Here is a 20,585-nt window from a genome sequence, read left to right as displayed (position 1 = left end):
ACCTACCCTCCCAGGTTCGATGACCGGATTCTGGGCGGTGGCCTGCGGACTGTCAGTCGCCTATTGGTCGTAGGTCACGGCCAACGGCCGGCGCTGCCAAACCCCGGGATCAGCGCAGCGCCAGGTCCACGGCGATGCCGGCAAACAGCGCGGCGCCGACCCAGTTGTTGTGCAGGAACGCCTTGAAGCACGGGCCGCGCTCGCGCTTGCGGCAGATCCAGAACTCGTACACCACCAGCGCGGTGGCCACCGCCACGCCCGCCAGGTAGTAGCCGCCCAGCCCACCGCGCACGCCGACCAGCGCCATGGTGGCCAGGAACAGCGCGTACAGCACGCCCTGGATCACCAGGTCCAGGTCGCCAAACAGGATCGCGGTGGAGTGCGAGCCCATCTTCAGGTCGTCCTCGCGATCGACCATGGCATACCAGGTGTCGTAGGCGGTGGACCACAGGATGTTGCCGGCATACAGCAGCCAGCCCAGCATCGGCACTTCACCCTGCACGGCGGCGAACGCCATCGGGATGCCCCAGCCGAACGACATGCCCAGGTAGACCTGCGGCAGGTGGGTGTAGCGCTTCAGGTACGGGTAGCTGGCGGCCAGGAACACGCCGATGAAGCTCAGGCCGATGGTCAGCCCGTTCATGGTCAGCACCAGCCCGAACGCCACCAGCATCAGCACCGCGAACAGGGCCAGCGCGGCGCGGCCACTGATCGCACCGGTGGCCAGCGGGCGCGCCTTGGTGCGTTCCACATGCGGGTCGAGCCAGCGATCGGCGTAATCGTTGATGACGCATCCGGCCGAGCGGGTCAGCCAAACACCGGCGGTGAACACGAACAGGGTCCACAGCGGCGGCAGCCCGCCAGCGGCCAGCCACAGCGCCCACCAGGTGGGCCACAGCAGCAGCAGCGTGCCGATCGGGCGATCGGCGCGCATCAGACTCCAGTAATGCCGCCAGCGCGGCGTCGCCGGCGATTGCGGCGAAGTGAGGGGGGTATCAGCCATGCCGATAGGATACTCCTGGCCCTCCGGCAGGGCTTTGCATGACGGGGGGAGATTTGTTCGGCGAAACTGGATAGAATGCCCCTCCCGCACCGCCTCATGGCGATGCGATGCCCGCCCCGGCACTGGCCGACGGCGCGGCGGTTCTACAACGCGCCCGTAGCTCAGCCGGATAGAGTAGTGGCTTCCGAAGCCATTGGTCGGGGGTTCGAATCCCTCCGGGCGCGCCATCTCCCCCTGCTCCACCCCGTTCCTGCACCTAGGGCATGCGTCGAGCGTAGCTTCGATTCGGATCCGGTGTAGCGCGGCAGATCCGGCTGCGTGCGTGCCTGATCACGCCGGGCAGCCAGCACAGCACTGACACCAGGGCCCAGATCCCTGCCAGCCAGAACCACCGCCCCAGGGTGTAGGCCCAGATCACGGGAAATACAGCCAGCGTGGCGATGAACTGTGTGTACAGCAGATAGAGCGTGTGCATGCCCAGACGTGGGTCCGAGCGCAGCACCACGCCACACCCGCGGCAGGCTGTCCTCGCTTGGCGTTTCACTGCGGAGTGCAGTGGAAACCGCTGACCTGCCGCGTCGCAGAGCGGGCAGGTGAAGGTCATCAATCGCATGCGCTGTCTGCCCTTGCACATCCTGAGGGATGCCACAGCATACGGCGGATGCAGCAACGCCGGGCATGGCCCGGCGCTGCCGTTGGTACGCAGATCAGTATTTACCGTCGAACGCGAAGATCGGCTTGCGCTGCTTCCATGCACCGGCGGTGAAGTCCGGGAACTCCAGCGTCTGGAAGCTGTTGGCGATCGACTGCTCGCTCAACGGGGTGATCGCGCTCCAGGTCACCGCGTCGTAGATGTCGATCGGCATCGGCGCCTTGGCCTTCACCGCTTCCACAAAGGCGTGGATGACGAACCAGTCCATGCCACCGTGGCCGGCACTGGCGGCGGTATCGGCATTCTGCTTCCACAGCGGGTGCTCGTATTCGTCCTGGTACTTCTTGAACTCTTCCCACTGGTGCGGCGGGCTGCGGCCTTCGATGTGGATCGAGTGGTTCACGTCCATCCACAGACCCTTGGTGCCCTGCACGCGGAAGCCCATCGAATACGGGCGCGGCAGCGAGGTGTCGTGCTGCAGCAGGATGGTCTCGCCGTTCTCGCAGGCCAGCGTAGTGGTGACGATGTCACCCAGCTTGAACTTGACCTGGGTGCTGGGGTGGGTGGTGCCGCCACTCTTGGCCACGGTGTACTCGTGCAGACCACGGGCCTTGGTCGCGAAGGCATTGATGTGGGTGAAGCGGTTGCCACGGTTGATGCCGGTGTACATCGCGCACGGGCCGATGCCGTGGCTGGGGTACAGCTCGCCGTTGCGCTGCACCGAATGCTCGGTGCGCCAGCGCGCTTCGCTCCAGCCCTTCGGGCCGAATTCCACGCCGCTGTCGTAAGGCTGGTTCGGGTCGCCGGAATTGAACTTCACGCCGCGCAGGTCGTGCTGGTAGCCGGCCTGCAGGTGTACCAGTTCGCCGAACAGGCCCTGCCGCACCATCTGCAGCGTCGCCATCACGTCGCGGCGATAGCAGACGTTTTCCAGCAGCATGTACGGCGTGCCGGTGCTCAGCTGGGCCTTCAGCACGTCCCAGTGGTCCTGCAGGGTGATGCCGGCCACCACTTCGCAGCCTACGGCCACGCCGGCCTGCATCGCGGCAATCGCCATCGGCGCGTGGTACTCCCACGGCGTGGCGATGATCACGCCATCGATGCCCTTCTGTTCCAGCAGGCGCTTCCAGGCTTGGGTGTCACGGTCCTGGCCGTAGGTCTTCGGCGCCGGCTTGCCGGCCTTGGCCACCATCTCCATGGCGCGGCCGAGCATGATCGGCTCGATATCGCACAGCGCGACCACGTCCACGTCGTCGCGGCGTACCAGTTCCTTCAGCAGCACCAGGCCGCGCATGCCGGTACCGATCATGGCCAGGCGCACCTTGCGTCCGCGTGCCCATGCCGGGGTCTGCGGCAGCAGGCTGCTGGCGGCGACAGCGGCGCTGGCCGCGATGAATTCCCTACGTTTCATGGCAAACATCTCTCCTCTTGGCAGCGTGCCGGCCGCAGCCGGCACGCCAGGTCACGCAAACGGAATTACTTGAAACGGTAGCCGATGGTCACACTGTAACCACGGCCGAAGATGGTTGCGTAGTCACTGGAGTCACCCAGGAAGCTGTTCGGATCGTAGAACGGCAGGCGATTGAACAGGTTCTTGACGGTGAAGCTCAGGTTCCAGGCGTCATCCGGGCGCCAGGTGACGCTCATGTTGGCCGTCCACCACGACGGTGCGCCGTCGCACTTGCTCTTCTGCAGGGCCAGGTAGCCGCCGGTGCAGGTTTCCTTGTTGTTGCTCTCTTCGTCGATCTGGTCGGTGGCCCACTTGGTGCCACCCACATAGTTGACGAACATGCTGGTGGTGACCTGCTTGTAGGTCCAGTCAGCGTTGAGCGTGGCACGCAGGCGCGGGTTGTTGTAATAGCCCACCACATCGCCGTAGTACCAGCCGCTGGCTTCATCCATGTAGAAGCGGTTGCGGTTGGCGATGGTGGCGGCCAGGCCGAGGTTCAGGTTGCCCCAGTCACCCAGCGAGAAGCGGCTGCGCGCATCGATGTCGAAGCCATCGATCAGGGTCTTGCCGCGGTTCTTGTACTGGCCCACCACGCTGGCCACGTTGCCGGCCGAGTAGCCCGGCAGCACCGACGGGCAGTTCACGCCGCTGGCCGGGTCCGAGCACATCGAGGCCAGCTGCGCCAGGTTGGCGCGATCGCTGTCGGTGATCGGCGAGCGCGACATCGAGATGATGTCTTCCATGCGGCGGTAGTCCGGCGCGACGATTTCATTGTCGCGGTAGATGAACCAGTAGTCGGCCGACACCGACAGCCAGGTCGCCGGCTCGTAGACGAAGCCGAGGGTGGCGATCTTGGCCTTCTCCGGCTTCAGATCCTTGTTCGGCTGGGTCATGCGCGCCACGGTGCGGCTGCAGTCCACGTTCAGCAGGTTCTTGCCCAGGTCGACGTCACCCGGACGCTGCGAGCGCAGCAGCAGATTGGCGATGGCGTTGGTCTCGTTGCAGCGCAGCTCGTCGCGGAAGCCGCCCAGCTGCGCGAACACGCCACCATTGCCGGACTCGGCCAGGCTGGGTGCACGGAAGCCGGTGGAATAGGTACCGCGCAGCATCAGCTGGTCGAAGGCCTGGTACTTGAAGCCGATCTTCGGTGCCACGTTGGCACTGAAGTTCGGGTACTTGTCCACGCGCACCGCCGCATCCAGTTCCAGCTTGTCGGTGATCGGCGCCACGGTCTCGGCAAACAGCGCGTAGGTGTTGCGCTTGCCGTCGAACCAGGAGCCACCCTGCTGGGTGATCAGGCCGTTGGCGGCGTCGGCGTTGCCCGGGGTGTAGAAGGTTTCGCGGCTGGCGTTGAAGCCGAAGGCCGCACGCATCTCACCGGCCGGCAGCTGGAACAGCGGGCCTTCGATCTTACCGTCGAGGGTGTGCAGGCGGGTCCACGACTGGATGTCGAAAGTCGGGAACGCTTCACGGATCAGCGCGGCGTTGGCTTCACTGATCTCACCGAACTTGTACGCCGGATGGTCGGAGATGATCACCCGGCCGGTGCCCGGATCGATCGTGTACGGACCGAAGGCCTTCTCGAAGCCCTTGGTGTTGACGTTGATCGTCTGGTAGGTGGTGGAGTGGGTACCGGCGCTGGCGAACGCGGTCTCCCAGTTCCAGTCACCGCGGCTGCCACGCGCACCGGCCAGCACGCGGTAGCTCTTGTCGGTGTTGCGCTGGCCGAAGTAGCTCGGGCCGGCGTCCTGCAGCAGGTAGTTCAGGCCGACCACGCCGCCCATCATCGCCTTCATCTGCGGGCTGGCATGGTTGTACTCGTTGTTCGGGCCCAGGAACGGGTACAGGAACTGGTTGACGGTGTTGCCGGTGTTGCGCGAGAACCAGCTGGTCGGGTTGCCGGTGGTGGTGCCGTAGGTCCGCGGGGTGCCGCCGTTGGCGCGCAGGTCGATGTCGGTGTAGGTCGCCTCGGCGAAGATCTCGGTGCTGTCACCGACCAGGAAGGTGCCGTTGAGGTAGGCAGTGTTGCGCTCGGACTTGGCGCCGGCGTCGATCTCGTTGTTCATCCAGGTTTCCCAGACGCAACGCGGACCGGCCGCTTCACTGGTCAGCACATTCTTGCAGCCCGGTGCAGCTTCCTGCACGCGGCGGCCGGTGACCGGATCGAAGGCGAAGTAGCTGCCCGGATTGAACTCGCCCGGCTTGCTGCCCACGCCCAGGCGCAGGTTGTTGAGATAGTTCGGGTTGTTGACGTAATACTGCTCGGGACGCTTGTCGTAGAAGTCGCTCAGCGGGATCGCGTCGCGGCGGTACATGTTCACCGCGCCGTAGATGTTGAAGCGGTTCTCGGTCAGGTCGCCGAACCCTGCGGTGATGCTGGCCTGGCGCTCACCGTAGGAGTCGATGCGCGATGAGGTGTCGTTGGTGAAGTTGATCTCGGCGCCCTGGAAGTTGCGCTTGGTGATCACGTTGATCACGCCGGCCACCGCGTCGGTGCCGTACACCGCCGAGGCGCCGTCGGTCAGCACTTCCATGCGCTCGATGGCGGCGGCCGGGATCGCATCGATGTTGACGAACTGGGTCTGGAAGCCGGCCGGTGCGCCGTAGTACGACAAGCGGCGGCCGTTCAGCAGCACCAGCGTGCCCTGCGCGCCCAGGCCACGCAGGTTGGCCTGCGAGGCACCGTCGGAACCGGTGAACAGCGAACGCGCATCCTGCTGTGCCGGGCGTGCAGCCGGCAGGTTGTCGAGCACCTGAAGCAGCGTGCGCGCGCCCATGTTCTGGATGTCCTGCTTGCTGATCACCTGCACCGGCGAAGCGGTTTCAACGTCGGTGCGGCGGATGTTGGAACCGGTGACCTCGATACGGGCCAGGTCGGTGGCCTTGTCCTTGCTCTCCTGGGCGAAGGCGGGAACGGCGACCGACAGCAGCACGCCGGCGATGGCCAGCGACAGCGGAGCGATTGAACGACAGGGGGGGCGGTGGTGGCGTGCGGGCAACATCGGGGTTCTCTCCTGGCAGGGGTGCAGCGCAAAAAGTGAGCGCGTAGGCGTTCGGCGGGCAAAACGCTCCCGGGCCACGGCCATGAGGGCCGCAGTCGGAATGGGCGGGGGGAGGAGCGGTGTTACGTAGGGGTCATGGGGCGACGATGCTGGCGGAGTCGCCCTCCTGGCCGATCAGCACGGCGTTGGCCCAGTTGGCACAGACCTGGGCGGGTTGGCTGCCCTGCGCACCCAGCGTGCGCAGGCTCAGGCGGGAAAGGCCACGGATGTCCAGCTCCGGCTTGACCACGCCGGGCGCCTTCACCAGGCCACTGTCGTACAGCAGGCGGTTGTCACCCCAGACCTGGAACTGCAGGCCACCGGCGTTGCGGCAGGCGTCGTCGATGCCGAGGTCGGCACGCAGCAGGTGCCAGCCGCCCTGCAGGCGCAGGTCGATGCGGCTGTTGGCACCTACGCCCAGGCCACGGCGGAACTGCAGGCCGTTCATGCGCATGCCGGCATCGCCACGGAACGACTGGTCGGCGCGCACCTGGCTGGCCAGCGCGGCCGGCACCGGCAGCTCGGAGAGATAGCGCTGCCGGGCCGGTCGCTCCGGTTCCTGATGTTCGAGGATGTGGAAGGTGGACAGCGCGATCGGGCCGACGTCGCGCGGTTGCAATGCGTCAAACGCGCGGGCGCTGCCCTGTGCCGCCGTGACCATCGGGTCGGTGCTGCTGGCGCCGTCGCCCTCGGGGTTCTGCACGCTCAGCACGCGGAAGCGCAGCAGGCGGCCGGCGTGGGCCGGGAAGTCGATGCGCTGCACGCCCTCCTTCAGCTGCAGGCGGCCACGTGCGATCGGTTCGCCCCACTCGCCGTTGCTGTCACCCAGGTAGACCTCGTAATCGCGTACCTGGCCATGCTTCCAGTTCTTGTCGTTGCGCGGTGCGATGTCGATGCCATCGATCATTTTCCGCTCGCCGAAGCCGATCACCCATTCATGCGCACCGGTACGCACGGCCTGGTTGCGCACACTGCGGAACCAGGTACCCGGGTCATCATCGAAGGCGTTTTCCAGGGCATGGCCGGGCTCTTCGGCCGGGCGGTTGACCACCAGCAGGCTGTCGGCGGGCAGTTCGCGGCCGAGCACCGGTGCGGCCGGATAGGCATCGTCGGCAGTGGCGGCAGCGACTGCGAAGTCCAGCTGCAACTGCAGCGGCTGGCGGATGTCCTGGCTGGCGGTGCGCACATGCAGCGTGCCGCGACGCTCGGCAGCATCGAAGTACCAGCCTTCAGCCGCACCGTTGAACGCAGCGGCATCAGCCAGCGCCGGCAGCGCGCGGCCAGCGGCCTGCACCGCACGCGGCGCCTGCCGGCTGAGCACGCGCAGGCCATAGCGACGCTGCGCCAGCTGGCCGTTGTACTGGCCCTGCACCGCATCGATCTGCACCTGCACCGGGCCACTGCCCTGCGCCGGCGCCTGCACGCGGATCCGCTGCGTGCTCGACTCGCCCTGCTGGTAGCGGCGGGTGTTGCCATCGTCTTCGTACAGCGTGTACTGCGAATCGCCCTGCGGGTACAGGTCGAAGGTCACTTCATCGAGCGGTTTTTCGCCGTCGAACAGCATCGACGGGTACATCGGCAGGATCGCGCCGGCGCGCACGAATACCGGCAGCGTGGCCAGGTCCACCTGGCGGTCGAGCTGGCGGCCGTCGGCACCGGCCTGCACGCGGCGGCCATCCCAGTAGTCGATCCAACCGCCGGCCGGCAGGTGGATGTCACGGCGCCAGCCACGGCTGGCGGCCTGGCTGCGGTACACCGGCGCCACCAGCAGGTCGCGGCCGAGCAGGAACTGGTACTTGTAGGTTTCATCCTGCGCATGCGGGTCGCGCGGGTTGTCCCACATCAGCCCACGCACCGGCGGCGCGCCGGTCTGCGCAGCGTCGTGCACCAGCCCGTACATGTACGGGGTCAGGCGCATCTTCAACTTCAGGTAATCGCGGTTGATGCTGCGGTAAGGTTCGTCGTACCACCACGGATGCTTGCGTGCGTTCGACGACCAGCCGCTCATACCCATCAGTACCGGCGTGAACGCCTTCCACTGCAGGTCGCGGGTGAAGGTCTCGGCGCTGCCGCCGAAGATCGCATCCACATCGCCGCTGGCGTAGGCCATGCCGGACAGGCCGGAGCCGACCAGGGTCGGCACGTGCCAGCGGATGTAGTCCCAGCTGCTGCTCTGGTCGCCGGTCCAGGCCACCGCATAGCGCTGGATGCCGGCCCAGCCCATCACCGTCCACAGGAACGGGCGCGAATCGGAATTGTCGAGGATGCCGTTGAACGCCTGGCGGTTGGCATCCATCGCGAACTGGTAGCCCTTGCCGGTCCAGGCCACGTCCAGCTTCTGCACGCGGCTGCCGGCCTTGCCTACTTCCCAGGCGATCTTGTCCACGCCGTTCTCGGTCCACAGGCCGGTGCGGAAACCGTAGCCGGCCAGCCCCTTCACCGTTTCCGGCAGCTGTTTGTAGCCACAGCCGTAGCCATCGTTGGGCAGGATCCAGCCGCCGGGCATGTCGTGGGCGCGGTACTGCTTGGCCACGCTGTCGATCACATCCGGCGTGGTGCCGGTCGGGCCATCGCTCCAGCCTTCGGGCACGGTGCCGGGCTTCTTGCTGTTGTCACCGTCGTTGTAGCAATCGGCATCGCCGTAGGACAGCGCCCAGCGCGCCACCATGTTCGGGCGGCCGGTCAGCTGGGTGTAGCGCTCGATCAGTTTCGGCAGGTCCGCGCCGACGAAGTAGTAGGCATCGAAACGGTCTTCGCGATGCAGCAGCGTGGCCTGGTCGCTCTGGCGCAGGTCGTAGCTGCCATCGCTCCAGGTGTTGCGCAGCATGCCCCAGCCACGGCTGCTCAGCAGCATCGGCGCCGGGCTCGGGCGGTCGCCCTCTTCCCAGCCGCCGGAATAGGACACCTCCAGCTCGCGGCCCTTGAACTGGTAGCGGCCGTTCTGCTGGCCACCACCGTAATAGCCTTCATCGGCCTGCGAAGACAGCACCTGCACGCTCTGCGTGGCATCCAGGTCCAGCGGTTGCAGTTCCTGCCACAGGGCGGTCGGCTGGCCGTTGTCCAGGCGTTCCAGGCGCAGGCGCAGCGGCTGCCGCTGCACATGCAGCACCAGCGCATCGGTACGCACGCGCATTTCCTGCGCGTCTTCTTCCAGCTGCACCTGCACGTTCGCCCTGGGCTGCGGCAGCACGATCGGCGCGGCCTTGTCGCCGGCGCCGGTCAGTTTGCCGTTGCGGCCGGCCTGCACGCGGATGATGTCGGCAGCCGGCAGTTCGATGCGAATGCGTGCGCCGCTGTCGGTCTGCAGGTCCCAGCCGCGCACACCGTCGCGGTTGTCGCTGGTGCTCACCGAACGCAGGTTGCCGACCGGCTCGGCACGGCCCGACGTGGACGCCAGCATCAATGCCGGCAACAGGGCCAGCAACAGCGGCGAGCGACGAACGCAGTTTTCCACGCGGACTCCCAACCCGTTCACCGGGCGTTTCGAAAGCGATTGGGCCGACTCTAGGGCAGCGATTCGAAAGATGTCAACAAATTGAAAGGAAAAAGGAAGATATATTTCTTTGAAACGAAAGTTGTTGCGTCGCAACACTTTGTGTAAGCGATTGCAGGCGCCTGTTAAGCATTGTGCGATACGGCATGTGGCCGTTTCTTGCGTTTCCCCGCAGGGGCGGCACAGGGCGAAGCCGATGTCAGCTTTTCTTTCTTTTTGCTTTCGCTATTTGACATTTCGAAAGAAAACACAGATGGTGCGCTGGCCCAACTGGAACCTCCGAATGGACGTCACCCTGCTTTCCGATGTGTCCGCCTGGCAGCGCCGGGGCGGAGCCGATACCGCTACCGAAATCGCCCAGCAGCCTGCGCTGTGGGAAACCCTCGCCCAGGACCTGCCGCGTGCCCGCGACCGCCTGCAGGCCTTCCTCGGCGACAGCCTCAACGATCCCAACCAGCGCGTGCTGTTCACCGGCGCCGGCAGTTCCGGCTTCATCGCCGAGATGGTGGCCGATGCGATCAACGCACAGTGGGCCGCCGACGTGCGCGTGGTGCACACCACCAGCCTGCTGACCCATCCGGCGCTGTACCTGCAGCGCGACCGCCCGACCCTGCTGGTGTCGTTCGGCCGCAGCGGTTCCAGCCCGGAAAGCGTGGCAGCCGTGGAGCGTGTGCGCAGCGATGTGGATGACGCGCGCTTCCTCGACATCACCTGCAACGCCGATGGCGAACTGGCCCGTCGCGGTGCCGGCCGTGCCGACACCTGCACGCTGCTGATGCCCTCGGCCAGCTGCGACCGCGCCTTCGCCATGACCAGCAGCCTGACCTGCATGGTGCTGGCTGCACTGACCGTGTTCGACCGCTCGCCGTGGGATGCGCGCGTGGCACGCCTGAAGCAGATTGCCGCCCTGGCCCGCGAAGGCCTGGCGCAGTGGGACGCGCCGGTGGCAACGCTGGCACAGCGTCCGTTCAATCGCGTGATCTACCTCGGAAGCGGTCCGCTGGAAGCCTTGGCACGCGAGTGCGCACTCAAGGTGCTGGAGCTGACCGCCGGCCGCGTGCTGGCGCTGGCCAACACCCCGCTCGGCTTCCGCCACGGCCCGAAGTCCACGCTGGACGGCAACACCCTGGTGGTGGTGCTGCGCAGTGTGCAGCCGCTGGCACGCCGCTACGAACAGGATCTGCTGGAAGAACTGCGCCGCGACGGCGTGGCCGGCCAGGTGCTGGCGATCGGCCCGCATTCGGATATCGGTGCCGATGACGAGTACACACTCGTGGTGCCGCCGCTTCACACCACGTTCGACGATCCATGGCTGGCGCCGGTGTGGCTGGGCTTTGCGCAGCTGTTCGCACTGCAGCGCTCGGCCGCGCTGGGCCTGACCCCGGACAACCCGTTCCCGGACGGCACCGTCAACCGCGTCGTCAAGGGCGTCACCATCCATCATGGCTGAGCTGATCGCCCACGCCTGCTACGGCATCGACATCGGCGGCACCAAGATCGAACTGGTGGCGTGCGATGCAGCGATGCAGGTGACCTGGCGCCGCCGCGTCAGCACACCGCAGGGCGACTACGACGGCTTCCTGCAGGCCATGCTGGGGCTGGTGGCCGAGGCGGATACCGCGCTGGGCCGCAGCGACGCGGCCATCGGCATCGCACTGCCGGGCGTGCGTGACCGCCGCACGGGCCGCCAGCTCAGCGCGAACGTGCCGGCGTTGACCGGGCACAGTGTGGCGGCGGATCTGCAGGCGCGGCTGCAACGCCGGCTGCACTTCGGCAACGACCTGCAGTGCTTCGCCTTGTCCGAGGCACACGGCGGTGCCGCCGAGGGTTACCCCAGCATGTTCGGCGCCATCCTCGGCACCGGTGCCGGCGGCGGCTTCTGCCTGCAGGGCCGCCTGCTGTCCGGCTTCAACGGGTTGGCCGGCGAATGGGGCCACTGGAGCGTGCCCGGCCACCTGCTGCAGCGCCACGGGCTGCCGCTGATCGACTGCGCCTGCGGCCTGCAGGGCTGCGTGGAGCGCTACGTGTCCGGCAGCGGGCTGGCGATGATCGAACGTCACCTCGGTGGCAACGCCGCCGACGCCAGCGCGGTGATCGCCCTGGCCGAGGCCGGCGATGCGCGTGCACGCCAGGCGCTGGACATCCACCGCGACCTGCTCGGCCACAGCCTGGCCGCACTGGTGCTGGCGCTGGACCCGCACGTGATCGTACTGGGCGGCGGCCTGTCGCAGTACGTGCCGCTGTACCAGCAGCTGCCGGCGGCCATTTCGGCCCATCTGTTCAACGGCGTGCAGGTCCCGCCGATCGTGCCGCCGCGCTTCGGTGATGCCGGCGGCGCACGCGGTGCCGCCCTGCTCGCCTGCCAACCTTCGTTTTCCTGATCGACCGGAGCCTGACCATGTCCCCGTTGCAGACCCTGCTTGCCTCCCACCGCGCCGGTGCCAATGTCGGCCTGTACAGTGTCTGCTGCAGCAACGAGCAGGTGCTGCGCGCGGCCATGCACGTGGCGCTGGCGCACGGCACTGTGCTGCTGGTCGAGGCCACCTCCAACCAGGTCGACCAGTTCGGCGGCTACACCGGCATGACCCCGCCGCAGTACCGCGACTATGTGGGTGCACTGGCCGATGAGGAAGGCTTCCCGCGCGAACGGCTGATCCTGGGCGGTGACCACCTCGGCCCGAATGCCTGGCAGAAGCGCCCGGCCGCCGAAGCGATGACCCATGCGCGCGTGCTGATCGAAGCCTACGTCGCCGCCGGTTTCCACAAGATCCACCTGGACTGCAGCATGTCCTGCGCCGATGACCCGGTGCCGTTGCCCGATGCCATCGTCGCTGCGCGTTCGGCCGAGCTGGCCGAGATCGCCGAGCGCACCGCAACCGAACACGGCCTGCCGCCGCCGGTCTATGTGATCGGTACCGAAGTACCGATTCCCGGTGGCGAAGCCTCGCTGGCCGAAGGCCTGCAGGTGACCACGCCGGCCGCCGCCGCGCAGACCCTGGCCATCCACCAGCAGGCCTTCGATACGCCGCAGCTGCGCGATGCCTGGCAGCGCGTGATCGCGATGGTGGTGCAGCCGGGCGTGGACTTCGACCACAGCAGCGTGCACGAGTACGACGCCGCGGCCGCCAGCACGCTGGCCGATTTCCTCGAGCAGCAGCCGCGCATCGTGTTCGAAGCGCACTCCACCGACTACCAGCGCGAGAGTGGCCTGCACACCCTGGTACGCGACCACTTCGCCATCCTCAAGGTCGGCCCGGCCGCCACCTTCGCCTACCGCGAAGCACTGTTCGCGCTGGCCGCGGTCGAAGCCGAACTGTTGCCGGCCGCGCAGTGCTCGCGCCTGCCGCAGGTGCTGGACGAGGTGATGGTGGCGCAGCCGAAGTACTGGCAGTCCTACTACCAGGGCGATGAGGCCGCGCTGCGCCTGCTGCGCGCGTTCTCCTTCAGCGACCGCTGCCGCTACTACTGGGGCGAGCCGGCGCTGGTACAGGCGGTGCAGACCCTGTTCGCCAACCTGGAACAGCATGTACCGCCACTGGTACTGCTCAGCCAGTACCTGCCGGAACAGTACCGCGCCGTGCGCGAGGGCACCCTGGCCAACACGCCCACCGCGCTGGTGCAGCACCGTATCGGCCTGTGCCTGGGCGAGTACGCCCGTGCGTGCAGCGCCAACCAGGCCGGAACCCGCGCGCATGCTGCACGCTCGGCTGCCGCCGCTGCGGCGAACGGCTAATCTCTACCTTTCCCCGCGAAACCGAGAATGGCCATGCGCAACACCCGCTCCCGCCGGCAACAGATCCTGCAACTGCTGATCGAGCATGGCTCGGTGCAGGTGGCCGATCTGGTCGAGCGCTTCGGCGTGTCGGCGGTGACCATCCGCGCCGACCTGACCCACTTCGAAGCGCAGGGCCTGGCCAACCGCACCCACGGCGGCGCCACCCTGGTGCGCACGCCGCCGCAGGAACAGGACATCCACGAGAAGGACGCGCTGAACCTGCCGCTGAAGGAATCGATCGGTGCGAGCGCCGCGCGCCTGGTGCGGCCCGGCGACAACATCATCATCGATTCCGGCTCGACCACGATGACGCTGGCCCGCCACCTGCGTGCCCATCGCGATGTGACGGTGATGACCAACGGGCTGAACATCGCCTGGGAACTGGCCAATGCACCCGGCATCAACGTGCTGCTGACCGGCGGCCTGCTGCGCCAGCAGTCGCTGTCGCTGCAGGGCAGCCAGGCCGAGGCCAGCCTCAACTCGTACAGCTTCGACACCCTGTTCCTGGGCGTGGACGGCCTGGACCTGCAGTTCGGCCTGACCACCCACGACGAGGCCGAAGCCCGCCTCAACCATCGCATGGTCGAGCGCGCGCGCCGCGTCGTGGTGCTCACCGATGCCTCCAAGTTCGGCCGCGTGAGCCTGCACCGCATCGCCCGGCTGGACCAGATCCACACCATCATCACCGACGCCGGCATCGACGATGCGACCCGTGAGGGCCTGCAGCGTCTCGGCATTGAAGTGATCATCGCCGAGCCACCCGCATGACCGACACCCGCTCCCTGCACGGCCGCATCCTCACCCCGCTGGGCTGGCGGCGTGGCCAGGTCCACTTCGATTCGCAGGTGCGCCAGCTGCAGGTGGATGACCACAGCGGCGGCGATGATCCGCAGCTGCCGGTGATCCTGCCCGGCTTCATCGATCTGCACGTGCATGGCGCGGCGGGCGTGGACCTGATGCAGGGTGGCGACGTGGCGCGCACCATTGCCCGCACCCACCTGCGCTTCGGCACCACCACGCTGCTGGCGACCACCATGACCGCCGGCCTGGACGAGATCGAGCACGCGCTGCAGGGCGTGGCTGCAACCATGGCGGTACCCGATGCGGAAGCCGCCTGCATCGCCGGCGTGCATCTGGAAGGCCCCTTCATCAGCCCGCAGCGGCTGGGCGCGCAGCCCAACCGCACGATCGAGGCGACGCTGGCACTGGTGCAGCAGCTGCATGCGCTGGCGCCGATCCGGGTGATGACGCTGGCGCCGGAGATCGGCGAGCACACCGCCCTGATTCCCGCGCTTTCCGCGATGGGTATCCGCGTGCAGCTCGGCCACAGCGCCGGCACCTACGAGGACGGCGTGGCCGCGCTGCAGGCCGGTGCCTCCGGCTTCACCCATCTGTTCAATGGCATGACCGGCGTTGATCACTATCGCCCGGGCATCGCTGCGGCCGCGCTGGCGCACGCGCAGTACGCTGAGATCATCCCCGACCTGCAGCACATCCACCCCGGCGTGATCCGTCTGGCCGCGCGCGCGATCCCGCGCCTGTACGCGGTGACCGACGCCACGGCGGCCACCGGCATGCCCGATGGCGAGTACGCACTGGGCGAGCAGCGCGTACACAAGTGCGGAGGCTGCGTGCGCCTGGCCACCGGCTCGCTGGCCGGCAGCGCGCTGACCATGGACCAGGCGCTGCGCAACCTGGTGCGCGTCGGCCTGGAGCTGGCCGATGCCTCGCAGCGCGTTTCCACCTTCCCGGCCGATTACCTGGGCCTGGGCGATCGCGGCCGCATCGCGCCCGACGCCCGCGCCGACCTGGTGGTGCTGGACGCCGAACTGCGCCTGCAGCAGGTGGTGGTGGGCGGGCGTGTAGTTGATTTGAACTGACACACGCGATGCGGCCCGGACGCCGCGCGGGCTCCCTGTAGAGCCGAGCCATGCTCGGCTCACCGCGCGAGGCGCGGCACGGGGAACCTGGATACCGGAACGGAAAGCAGCCGAGCATGGCTCGGCTCTACTGAAAGCACTCTGCGACGAACCGCCGCCGGGCGTGGCCCGGCGCTACCACAGGAACCTGCCGATGACTGCAAGCACCGCCCCGCGCTGGCCCGTACGCTACCTGCTCTTCATCGGCGGCCTCGGTGGCCTGCTGTACGGCATCGACATCGGCATCATCGCCGGCGCCCTGCCCTACCTGGAGGCCACCGCCAGCCACGCCTGGCAGCTCAGCAGCCAGCAGCTCGGTTTCGTCGTTGCGGCGGTGCTGCTGGGCAGCGTGTTGTCCTCACTGTTCGCCGGCATGGTCGCCGACCTGATCGGCCGCCGCGGTGCGATGCTGCTGGCCGGCGTGCTGTTCACCGCGTCGATTCCGATCATGGCGCTGGCCTCCGGCTACACGCCCCTGTTGCTGGGCCGCCTGCTGCAGGGCGTCAGTGGCGGCCTGATCGGCGTGGTGGTGCCGCTGTACCTGGCCGAGGTACTCAGCCCCGAGCGGCGCGGTCGTGGCGCAGCGATGTTCCAGCTGCTGCTGACCATCGGCCTGGTGCTGGCCGCGTTGATCGGCCTGTACCACGCGCATGCGGTGGATGCCGCCGCCGAAGCGGTGCGTTCGCTGCCGGTCACGCAGCAGGCGCAGGAACTGTTCACGGTGAAGGACCACGCCTGGCGCACCATCTTCTGGAGCTGCCTGGCACCCGGCCTGCTGTTCTGCGCCGGCATCTTCTGGCTGTCCGAATCGCCGCGCTGGCTGGTGCGTCGCGGCCGCGTCGACGATGCCCGTCGCAGCCTGCAACGCGTGTTGCCGGCGGCGCAGGTGGAGACCACGCTGGCGCAGATCCAGGCGCCGGAATCGAGCAGCAGCGACGGCAAGCGCGACCCGCTGCTCAGCCGCCGCTACGTGGTGCCGTTCCTGCTGGCCTGCGTGGTGCTGGCCTGCACCCAGGCCACCGGCATCAACTCGGTGCTGGCCTACGCGGTCAACATTCTCAACCAGGCCGGGCTGTCCGGTTCGGTGGCCAACAGCGCCGACGTGGCGATCAAGCTGCTCAATGCGGTGATGACCGTGGTCGCCCTGCTGCTGGTCGACCGCAAGGGCCGCAAGTTCCTGCTGATGCTGGGCAGCGGCGGCATCTGCGTGGCCCTGCTGGCCGCGGCCACGTTGTTCTTCCAGGCCGAGCGTGGCCGCGCTGACGTGCAGCCGCAACTGCAGGCCGCTGTCAGTGGCGATGGTCTGCAGCTGGTGCTGGATGACGCACAGTGGCAGCGCCTGGGGGGCGGCATCGACGGCGAAGGCCGGCCGATGCAGCTGACCGTGTCGTACGCCTATGGTGACTTCACCAATGTGCGCGCCCTGCGCAGCGACAACCTGACCGATCGCGAGCTGCGCATCGAACGCGCCGGCACCGTGCAGCCGGACAGCGTGATCGGTGCGTTCTTCCGCAAGCTGCACCTCAACCCGTTCGCCGACCCGGCCAGCGCCGTGCAGGCACCGCTGCGCATCGAACAGGCCCGCATCGGGCCGGTGCCGCCGCCCGCACACGGCTGGGCGGTGGCCACCTGCATCCTGGTGTTCGTCGCGTTCTTCGCGGTCGGTCCCGGCGTCTGCGTGTGGCTGGCGCTGTCCGAGCTGATGCCCAACCGCATCCGTTCCAACGGCATGAGCATCGCGCTGCTGATCAACCAGTTCGTGTCCACCACCATCGCCGCGATCTTCCTACCCACGGTGGGCCACTACGGCTACGCCAGCATGTTCGTGTTCTGGGCAGCGTGTACCTTCGTGTTCTTCCTGGTGGCCGCGTTGTGGCTGCCGGAAACCAAGGGCAAGTCGCTGGAGGAGATCGAAGCAAGGTTTGCAGGGAAGCGCGGTTGATTGCCGCGTCGTGAATGCACCGCCCGGTTCTTAGGAGCTTGTCGCGAACGGCCTGATCTGATGTCGGCAAGCGTGATCCGCTCCACAGGATTGCCCTGACACGTCGTCACCGGTGGCGCCCTGCCCAACAGTTCTCCCACTACCCGAGGGAGATTCTGCATGGGCACGGAAGCCGCTGTTGCCGCACTGCTGCGGGCGATCACGCTCGACGCCCGACAGCCACGCCAGCTGCGCCTGCTGGGGCTGCACGAGGCGTGGGTGGTCGAGCGCTTCGAAGGTACCGAAGCGGTCTGCGGCGACAACCGCCTGCAGATCGACTGCCTGGCCACCGATGCGTTCCTGGACCTGGACCCGTGGCTGGAACAGCCGCTGACCCTGCAGCTGCGCCAGGCCGACGGCGCGCTGCGGCAATGGCATGGGCTGTGCACCGAAGCGGCGCAGCTGGGCAGTGATGGCGGCCTGGCCCGCTACCGGCTGATCCTCGAACCGTGGACCGCACTGCTCCGCCTGCGCCGCAATGCGGTGATCTTCCAGGACCTGGACACCCGCGCGATCTGCGAACAGATCTTCGCCGACTATCCGCAGGCCGTGTTCCGCTTCGACGTGCAGGCTGCACTGCCGGTACGTGCGATCACCACCCAGTACCGCGAAACCGACTGGGCCTTCGTCACCCGGCTGCTGGCCGAGGCCGGCCTGGCCTGGCGCATCGAGCAGGCGCAGGGCGATGAGGCCGCGCACACGCTGGTGGTGTTCGAGCCGGGTGCCGAACTGCCCGACACTGGCCGGGTGCGCTTCCATCGCGCCGACATGGCCGAGGCCAGTGATGGCATCACCGCCTTCGCCGAGCGCCAGCAACTGGTGCCCAACGCCAGCACCGTGGCCAGCTGGCACAGCGAGCAGGTCACGGCGGTGGCCGCGCAGTCCAGCGCCGACGCCGGCAGCCTGCCGGCGCTGGAAGTCTATGTGCAGCCACGCGCCGGGCGCTTCGCCCAGGCCGGCTGGGCCGATGCCGAAGCGCAGGCGCGGCTGGACGCGCTGCGGGTGGGCCAGGTGCTCTACAGCGGCAGCGGCAGTGAGCGCCAGTTGGCCGCCGGCAGCACCTTCCGCCTGGCCCAGCACCCGCAGCACGAAGGCCAGGCCTTCCAGCTGCTGGCGGTGCAGCACGTGGCGCTGAACAACCTCGACCAGGGCATCGCCGAGCTGCTGGGCAGCCCGGCGCTGGAGCGCGGCGCCTACCGCAACAGTTTCCTGGCCACCGGCGCCGGCGTGCCGCTGCGCGCCCTGCCGCAGGACCGGCCAACCCTGCATGGCCCGCAGACCGCCCGCGTGGTCGGCATCGCCAACACTGCGGTCACGCCCAACCGCGAGCATCAGGTGCGCATCCAGTTCGGCTGGCAGCGCGGCAGCCAACCCAACCCGGGCGGCCTGACCGACACCGGCAGCGCGCAGCCCGGCCATGCCCCCGGCGACCACACCAGCGGCAGCTGGGTGTCGGTGGCCGAATGGGTGGCCGGCCCGAACTGGGGCACCGCGTTCCTGCCGCGGGTGGGCAGCGAGGTGCTGGTGGAATTCCTGCACGGCGACATCGACCAGCCGCGCATCACCGGCCAGCTGTACAACGGCGAGGTGGCCCCGCCGTTCGGCGGCGGCATCGACGAGAACGCGCGCCACCCCGGCGTGCTCAGTGGCCTGCATACCCAGGCCCATGACGGCAGCGGCACCCAGCAATGGCTGATGGACGATACGCCGGGCCAGCTGCGCACCCGCCTGCACAGCTCGCTGGCCGACAGCCGGCTGGAGCTGGGCTACCTGATCGCGCACCAGGACACGGCCCGCGGCGCACTGCGTGGCGAAGGCTTCGAACTGGCCACCCAGGGCTGGGGCAACGTGCATGCCGGCGAAGGCCTGCTGCTGTCGGCCAGCCTGCAGGAACGCGCGGCCTCCACGGTGATGGACAACGCCAGCGTGGTGGCCCAGCTCAAGGGTGCCGAGCGCAGCCTGGAACAGATGCAGCAGACCCTGGCCCAGCAGCAGGTGCCGGGCCTGGCCGAGTACCAGCGCACCAAGCAGTTGCGCGAGCAGATCGACCCGAAGGCGCAGGGCCGCTTCCAGGGCGAGGTGAACGGGCAGAGCGCGATGAAGCCCGGCAGCGATGGCCGCAGCCCCGGCGAGCAGCCGGTGGAACGGCTGGGCACACCACTGCTGCTGGCCGAAGCGCCGCACCACATCGCCTGGACCACCCCAGCCAGCGCGGTGGCCTATGCCGGGCAGAACCTGCAGATGACGGTGCAGCAGGACCTGCACGTCAGCGCCGGCGAAACCCTGGCCACCGTCTCCGGCGAGCATGTCTCGCTGTTTGCGCAGAGCGGCCCGCTGCGGGTGATCGCCGCGCAGGGTCCGGTCAGCCTGCAGGCCAACGATGGCGAACTGGAACTGCTGAGCGATCAGGCACTGACCATCACCGCCACCGACGACCGCATCGACGTGCTGGCGCAGACCAAGGTGGTGCTGCAGGCCGGCAACAGCGCGATCACGCTGGAGGGCGACAACATCACCTTCAGCTGCCCGGGCGAGTTCAAGGTCAAGGCGGGTGAGCATCCGTTCATGGCTGGAGAGTTCAAGCCCGCAGGCATCGTCGCGTTGCCGAGGCAGCTTGCGCCGCGCTTGAAGTATCGCGGGAAGCTTCGGGTGGTGGATGCGCAGCAGCGGGCGCGGCCCGGTACGTACTACAAGATTGTCACCGCTGCTGGCGAGGTGTTGGCCCAGGGCGTTACCGATGACAGTGGGCGCAGCATCACGGTGGGAACTGAATCCGGCGATGCGCTTACGGCCTACATCGGCAATGGAGGCTGGACCATCGAAACATTGATCGATGGACAGGGTGACGCATGCGACTGCTGAGTCTTGATATGGGGAAATATCCAGGAGAAACCACCCGTGCACGCATTCTCTGATGCCTGTTCAACAGGCTCGACGCAGCTTCACTTTGCGACCAGTTTCGGCGAGCCGCTGGACAGAGTCACATACCGACTGAGAGACGGTCGAGGGAATACCTATGTTGGCAGCACCTCAACGGATGGCCGGGGTGTCAGGCTGTCTTCCCACCCCGACGGCGGCCCGGTGGAGCATGAAGGAACCTGGCGGCTGTCCGGCTCTGGCCATGTGCAGATCGATATACGTCGCGACGATGACTCCTGGAAGCACATCGGAAGCTTCTGCCATCACGCTCACCAGCGCAGCAACGTAGTGATCACGGCCAACGCTACCGCCTTCCCCTTCCAGGTGGAAATCGCATGACCTCAGCCAAGCA

At 67.7% G+C, this 20,585-nt stretch carries 13 protein-coding genes and 1 tRNA gene; 9 read left to right on the top strand and 5 right to left on the bottom strand.

Annotated features, from left to right (window positions below):
* Positions 1-109: 109 nt before the first annotated feature.
* Positions 110-1,003 carry a 4-hydroxybenzoate octaprenyltransferase gene (ubiA, locus tag LZ605_RS16715; RefSeq protein ID WP_107232834.1) on the bottom strand — a complete coding sequence of 298 codons (894 nt, stop codon included), beginning with the start codon at positions 1,001-1,003 and terminating at the stop codon, positions 110-112.
* Between the two features lie 150 nt (positions 1,004-1,153).
* Between ubiA and LZ605_RS16710 the strand changes: the two genes are divergently transcribed.
* A tRNA-Arg gene (locus LZ605_RS16710) sits at positions 1,154-1,230 on the top strand.
* Positions 1,231-1,259: 29 nt separating this feature from the next.
* Here LZ605_RS16710 and LZ605_RS16705 read toward each other — a convergent pair.
* The 4 genes from LZ605_RS16705 to LZ605_RS16690 all read right to left on the bottom strand — a co-directional run bounded on the left by LZ605_RS16705 (position 1,260) and on the right by LZ605_RS16690 (position 9,600).
* Positions 1,260-1,616, bottom strand: coding sequence for a hypothetical protein (locus LZ605_RS16705; protein ID WP_249842574.1), 357 nt, complete (start codon positions 1,614-1,616; stop codon positions 1,260-1,262).
* A 94-nt stretch (positions 1,617-1,710) separates the two neighbouring features.
* On the bottom strand, positions 1,711-3,066 hold the full coding sequence (locus tag LZ605_RS16700; RefSeq protein ID WP_249842573.1) for a Gfo/Idh/MocA family protein: 1,356 nt from the start codon (positions 3,064-3,066) through the stop codon (positions 1,711-1,713).
* A gap of 65 nt (positions 3,067-3,131) precedes the next feature.
* Positions 3,132-6,107: a TonB-dependent receptor domain-containing protein gene (locus tag LZ605_RS16695; RefSeq protein WP_249842572.1), complete on the bottom strand. Its 2,976-nt coding sequence runs from the start codon at positions 6,105-6,107 to the stop codon at positions 3,132-3,134.
* 133 nt (positions 6,108-6,240) lie between these two features.
* Positions 6,241-9,600, bottom strand: a complete 3,360-nt coding sequence (locus LZ605_RS16690) for a TIM-barrel domain-containing protein (RefSeq protein WP_249842571.1) — start codon at positions 9,598-9,600, stop codon at positions 6,241-6,243.
* Positions 9,601-9,922: 322 nt separating this feature from the next.
* Between LZ605_RS16690 and LZ605_RS16685 the strand changes: the two genes are divergently transcribed.
* The 8 genes from LZ605_RS16685 (at position 9,923) to LZ605_RS16650 (ending at position 20,572) form a co-directional block, all read left to right on the top strand.
* The gene (locus LZ605_RS16685; protein WP_249842570.1) at positions 9,923-11,089 is read left to right on the top strand and encodes an SIS domain-containing protein; all 1,167 of its coding nucleotides are present in this window, start codon (positions 9,923-9,925) and stop codon (positions 11,087-11,089) included.
* Positions 11,082-12,020, top strand: a complete 939-nt coding sequence (locus tag LZ605_RS16680; RefSeq protein WP_249842569.1) for an ROK family protein — start codon at positions 11,082-11,084, stop codon at positions 12,018-12,020. Before LZ605_RS16685 ends, LZ605_RS16680 begins: the two co-directional genes overlap by 8 nt.
* Before the next feature lie 17 nt (positions 12,021-12,037).
* Positions 12,038-13,372, top strand: coding sequence for a D-tagatose-bisphosphate aldolase, class II, non-catalytic subunit (locus LZ605_RS16675; protein WP_249842568.1), 1,335 nt, complete (start codon positions 12,038-12,040; stop codon positions 13,370-13,372).
* Positions 13,373-13,405: 33 nt separating this feature from the next.
* Positions 13,406-14,182 carry a DeoR family transcriptional regulator gene (locus LZ605_RS16670; protein WP_249842567.1) on the top strand — a complete coding sequence of 259 codons (777 nt, stop codon included), beginning with the start codon at positions 13,406-13,408 and terminating at the stop codon, positions 14,180-14,182.
* A complete protein-coding gene (locus tag LZ605_RS16665; protein WP_249842566.1) occupies positions 14,179-15,294 on the top strand; it encodes an N-acetylglucosamine-6-phosphate deacetylase in 1,116 nt (371 codons plus the stop codon). The genes LZ605_RS16670 and LZ605_RS16665 overlap by 4 nt, the downstream gene beginning before the upstream one ends.
* A 193-nt stretch (positions 15,295-15,487) precedes the next feature.
* Complete coding sequence (locus LZ605_RS16660; RefSeq protein ID WP_249842565.1) at positions 15,488-17,275, top strand: MFS transporter; 1,788 nt, start codon at positions 15,488-15,490, stop codon at positions 17,273-17,275.
* Positions 17,276-17,434: 159 nt separating this feature from the next.
* Positions 17,435-20,176, top strand: coding sequence for a type VI secretion system Vgr family protein (locus LZ605_RS16655; RefSeq protein WP_249842564.1), 2,742 nt, complete (start codon positions 17,435-17,437; stop codon positions 20,174-20,176).
* Between the two features lie 36 nt (positions 20,177-20,212).
* On the top strand, positions 20,213-20,572 hold the full coding sequence (locus tag LZ605_RS16650; RefSeq protein ID WP_249842563.1) for a hypothetical protein: 360 nt from the start codon (positions 20,213-20,215) through the stop codon (positions 20,570-20,572).
* Positions 20,573-20,585: the final 13 nt, after the last annotated feature.

Origin of the sequence: Stenotrophomonas maltophilia (genome assembly GCF_023518235.1) — a bacterium.
Lineage (GTDB): Bacteria > Pseudomonadota > Gammaproteobacteria > Xanthomonadales > Xanthomonadaceae > Stenotrophomonas.
The sequence above is the reverse complement of the archived record's forward strand: the minus strand, read 5'-3'. Positions and strand labels throughout refer to the sequence as shown.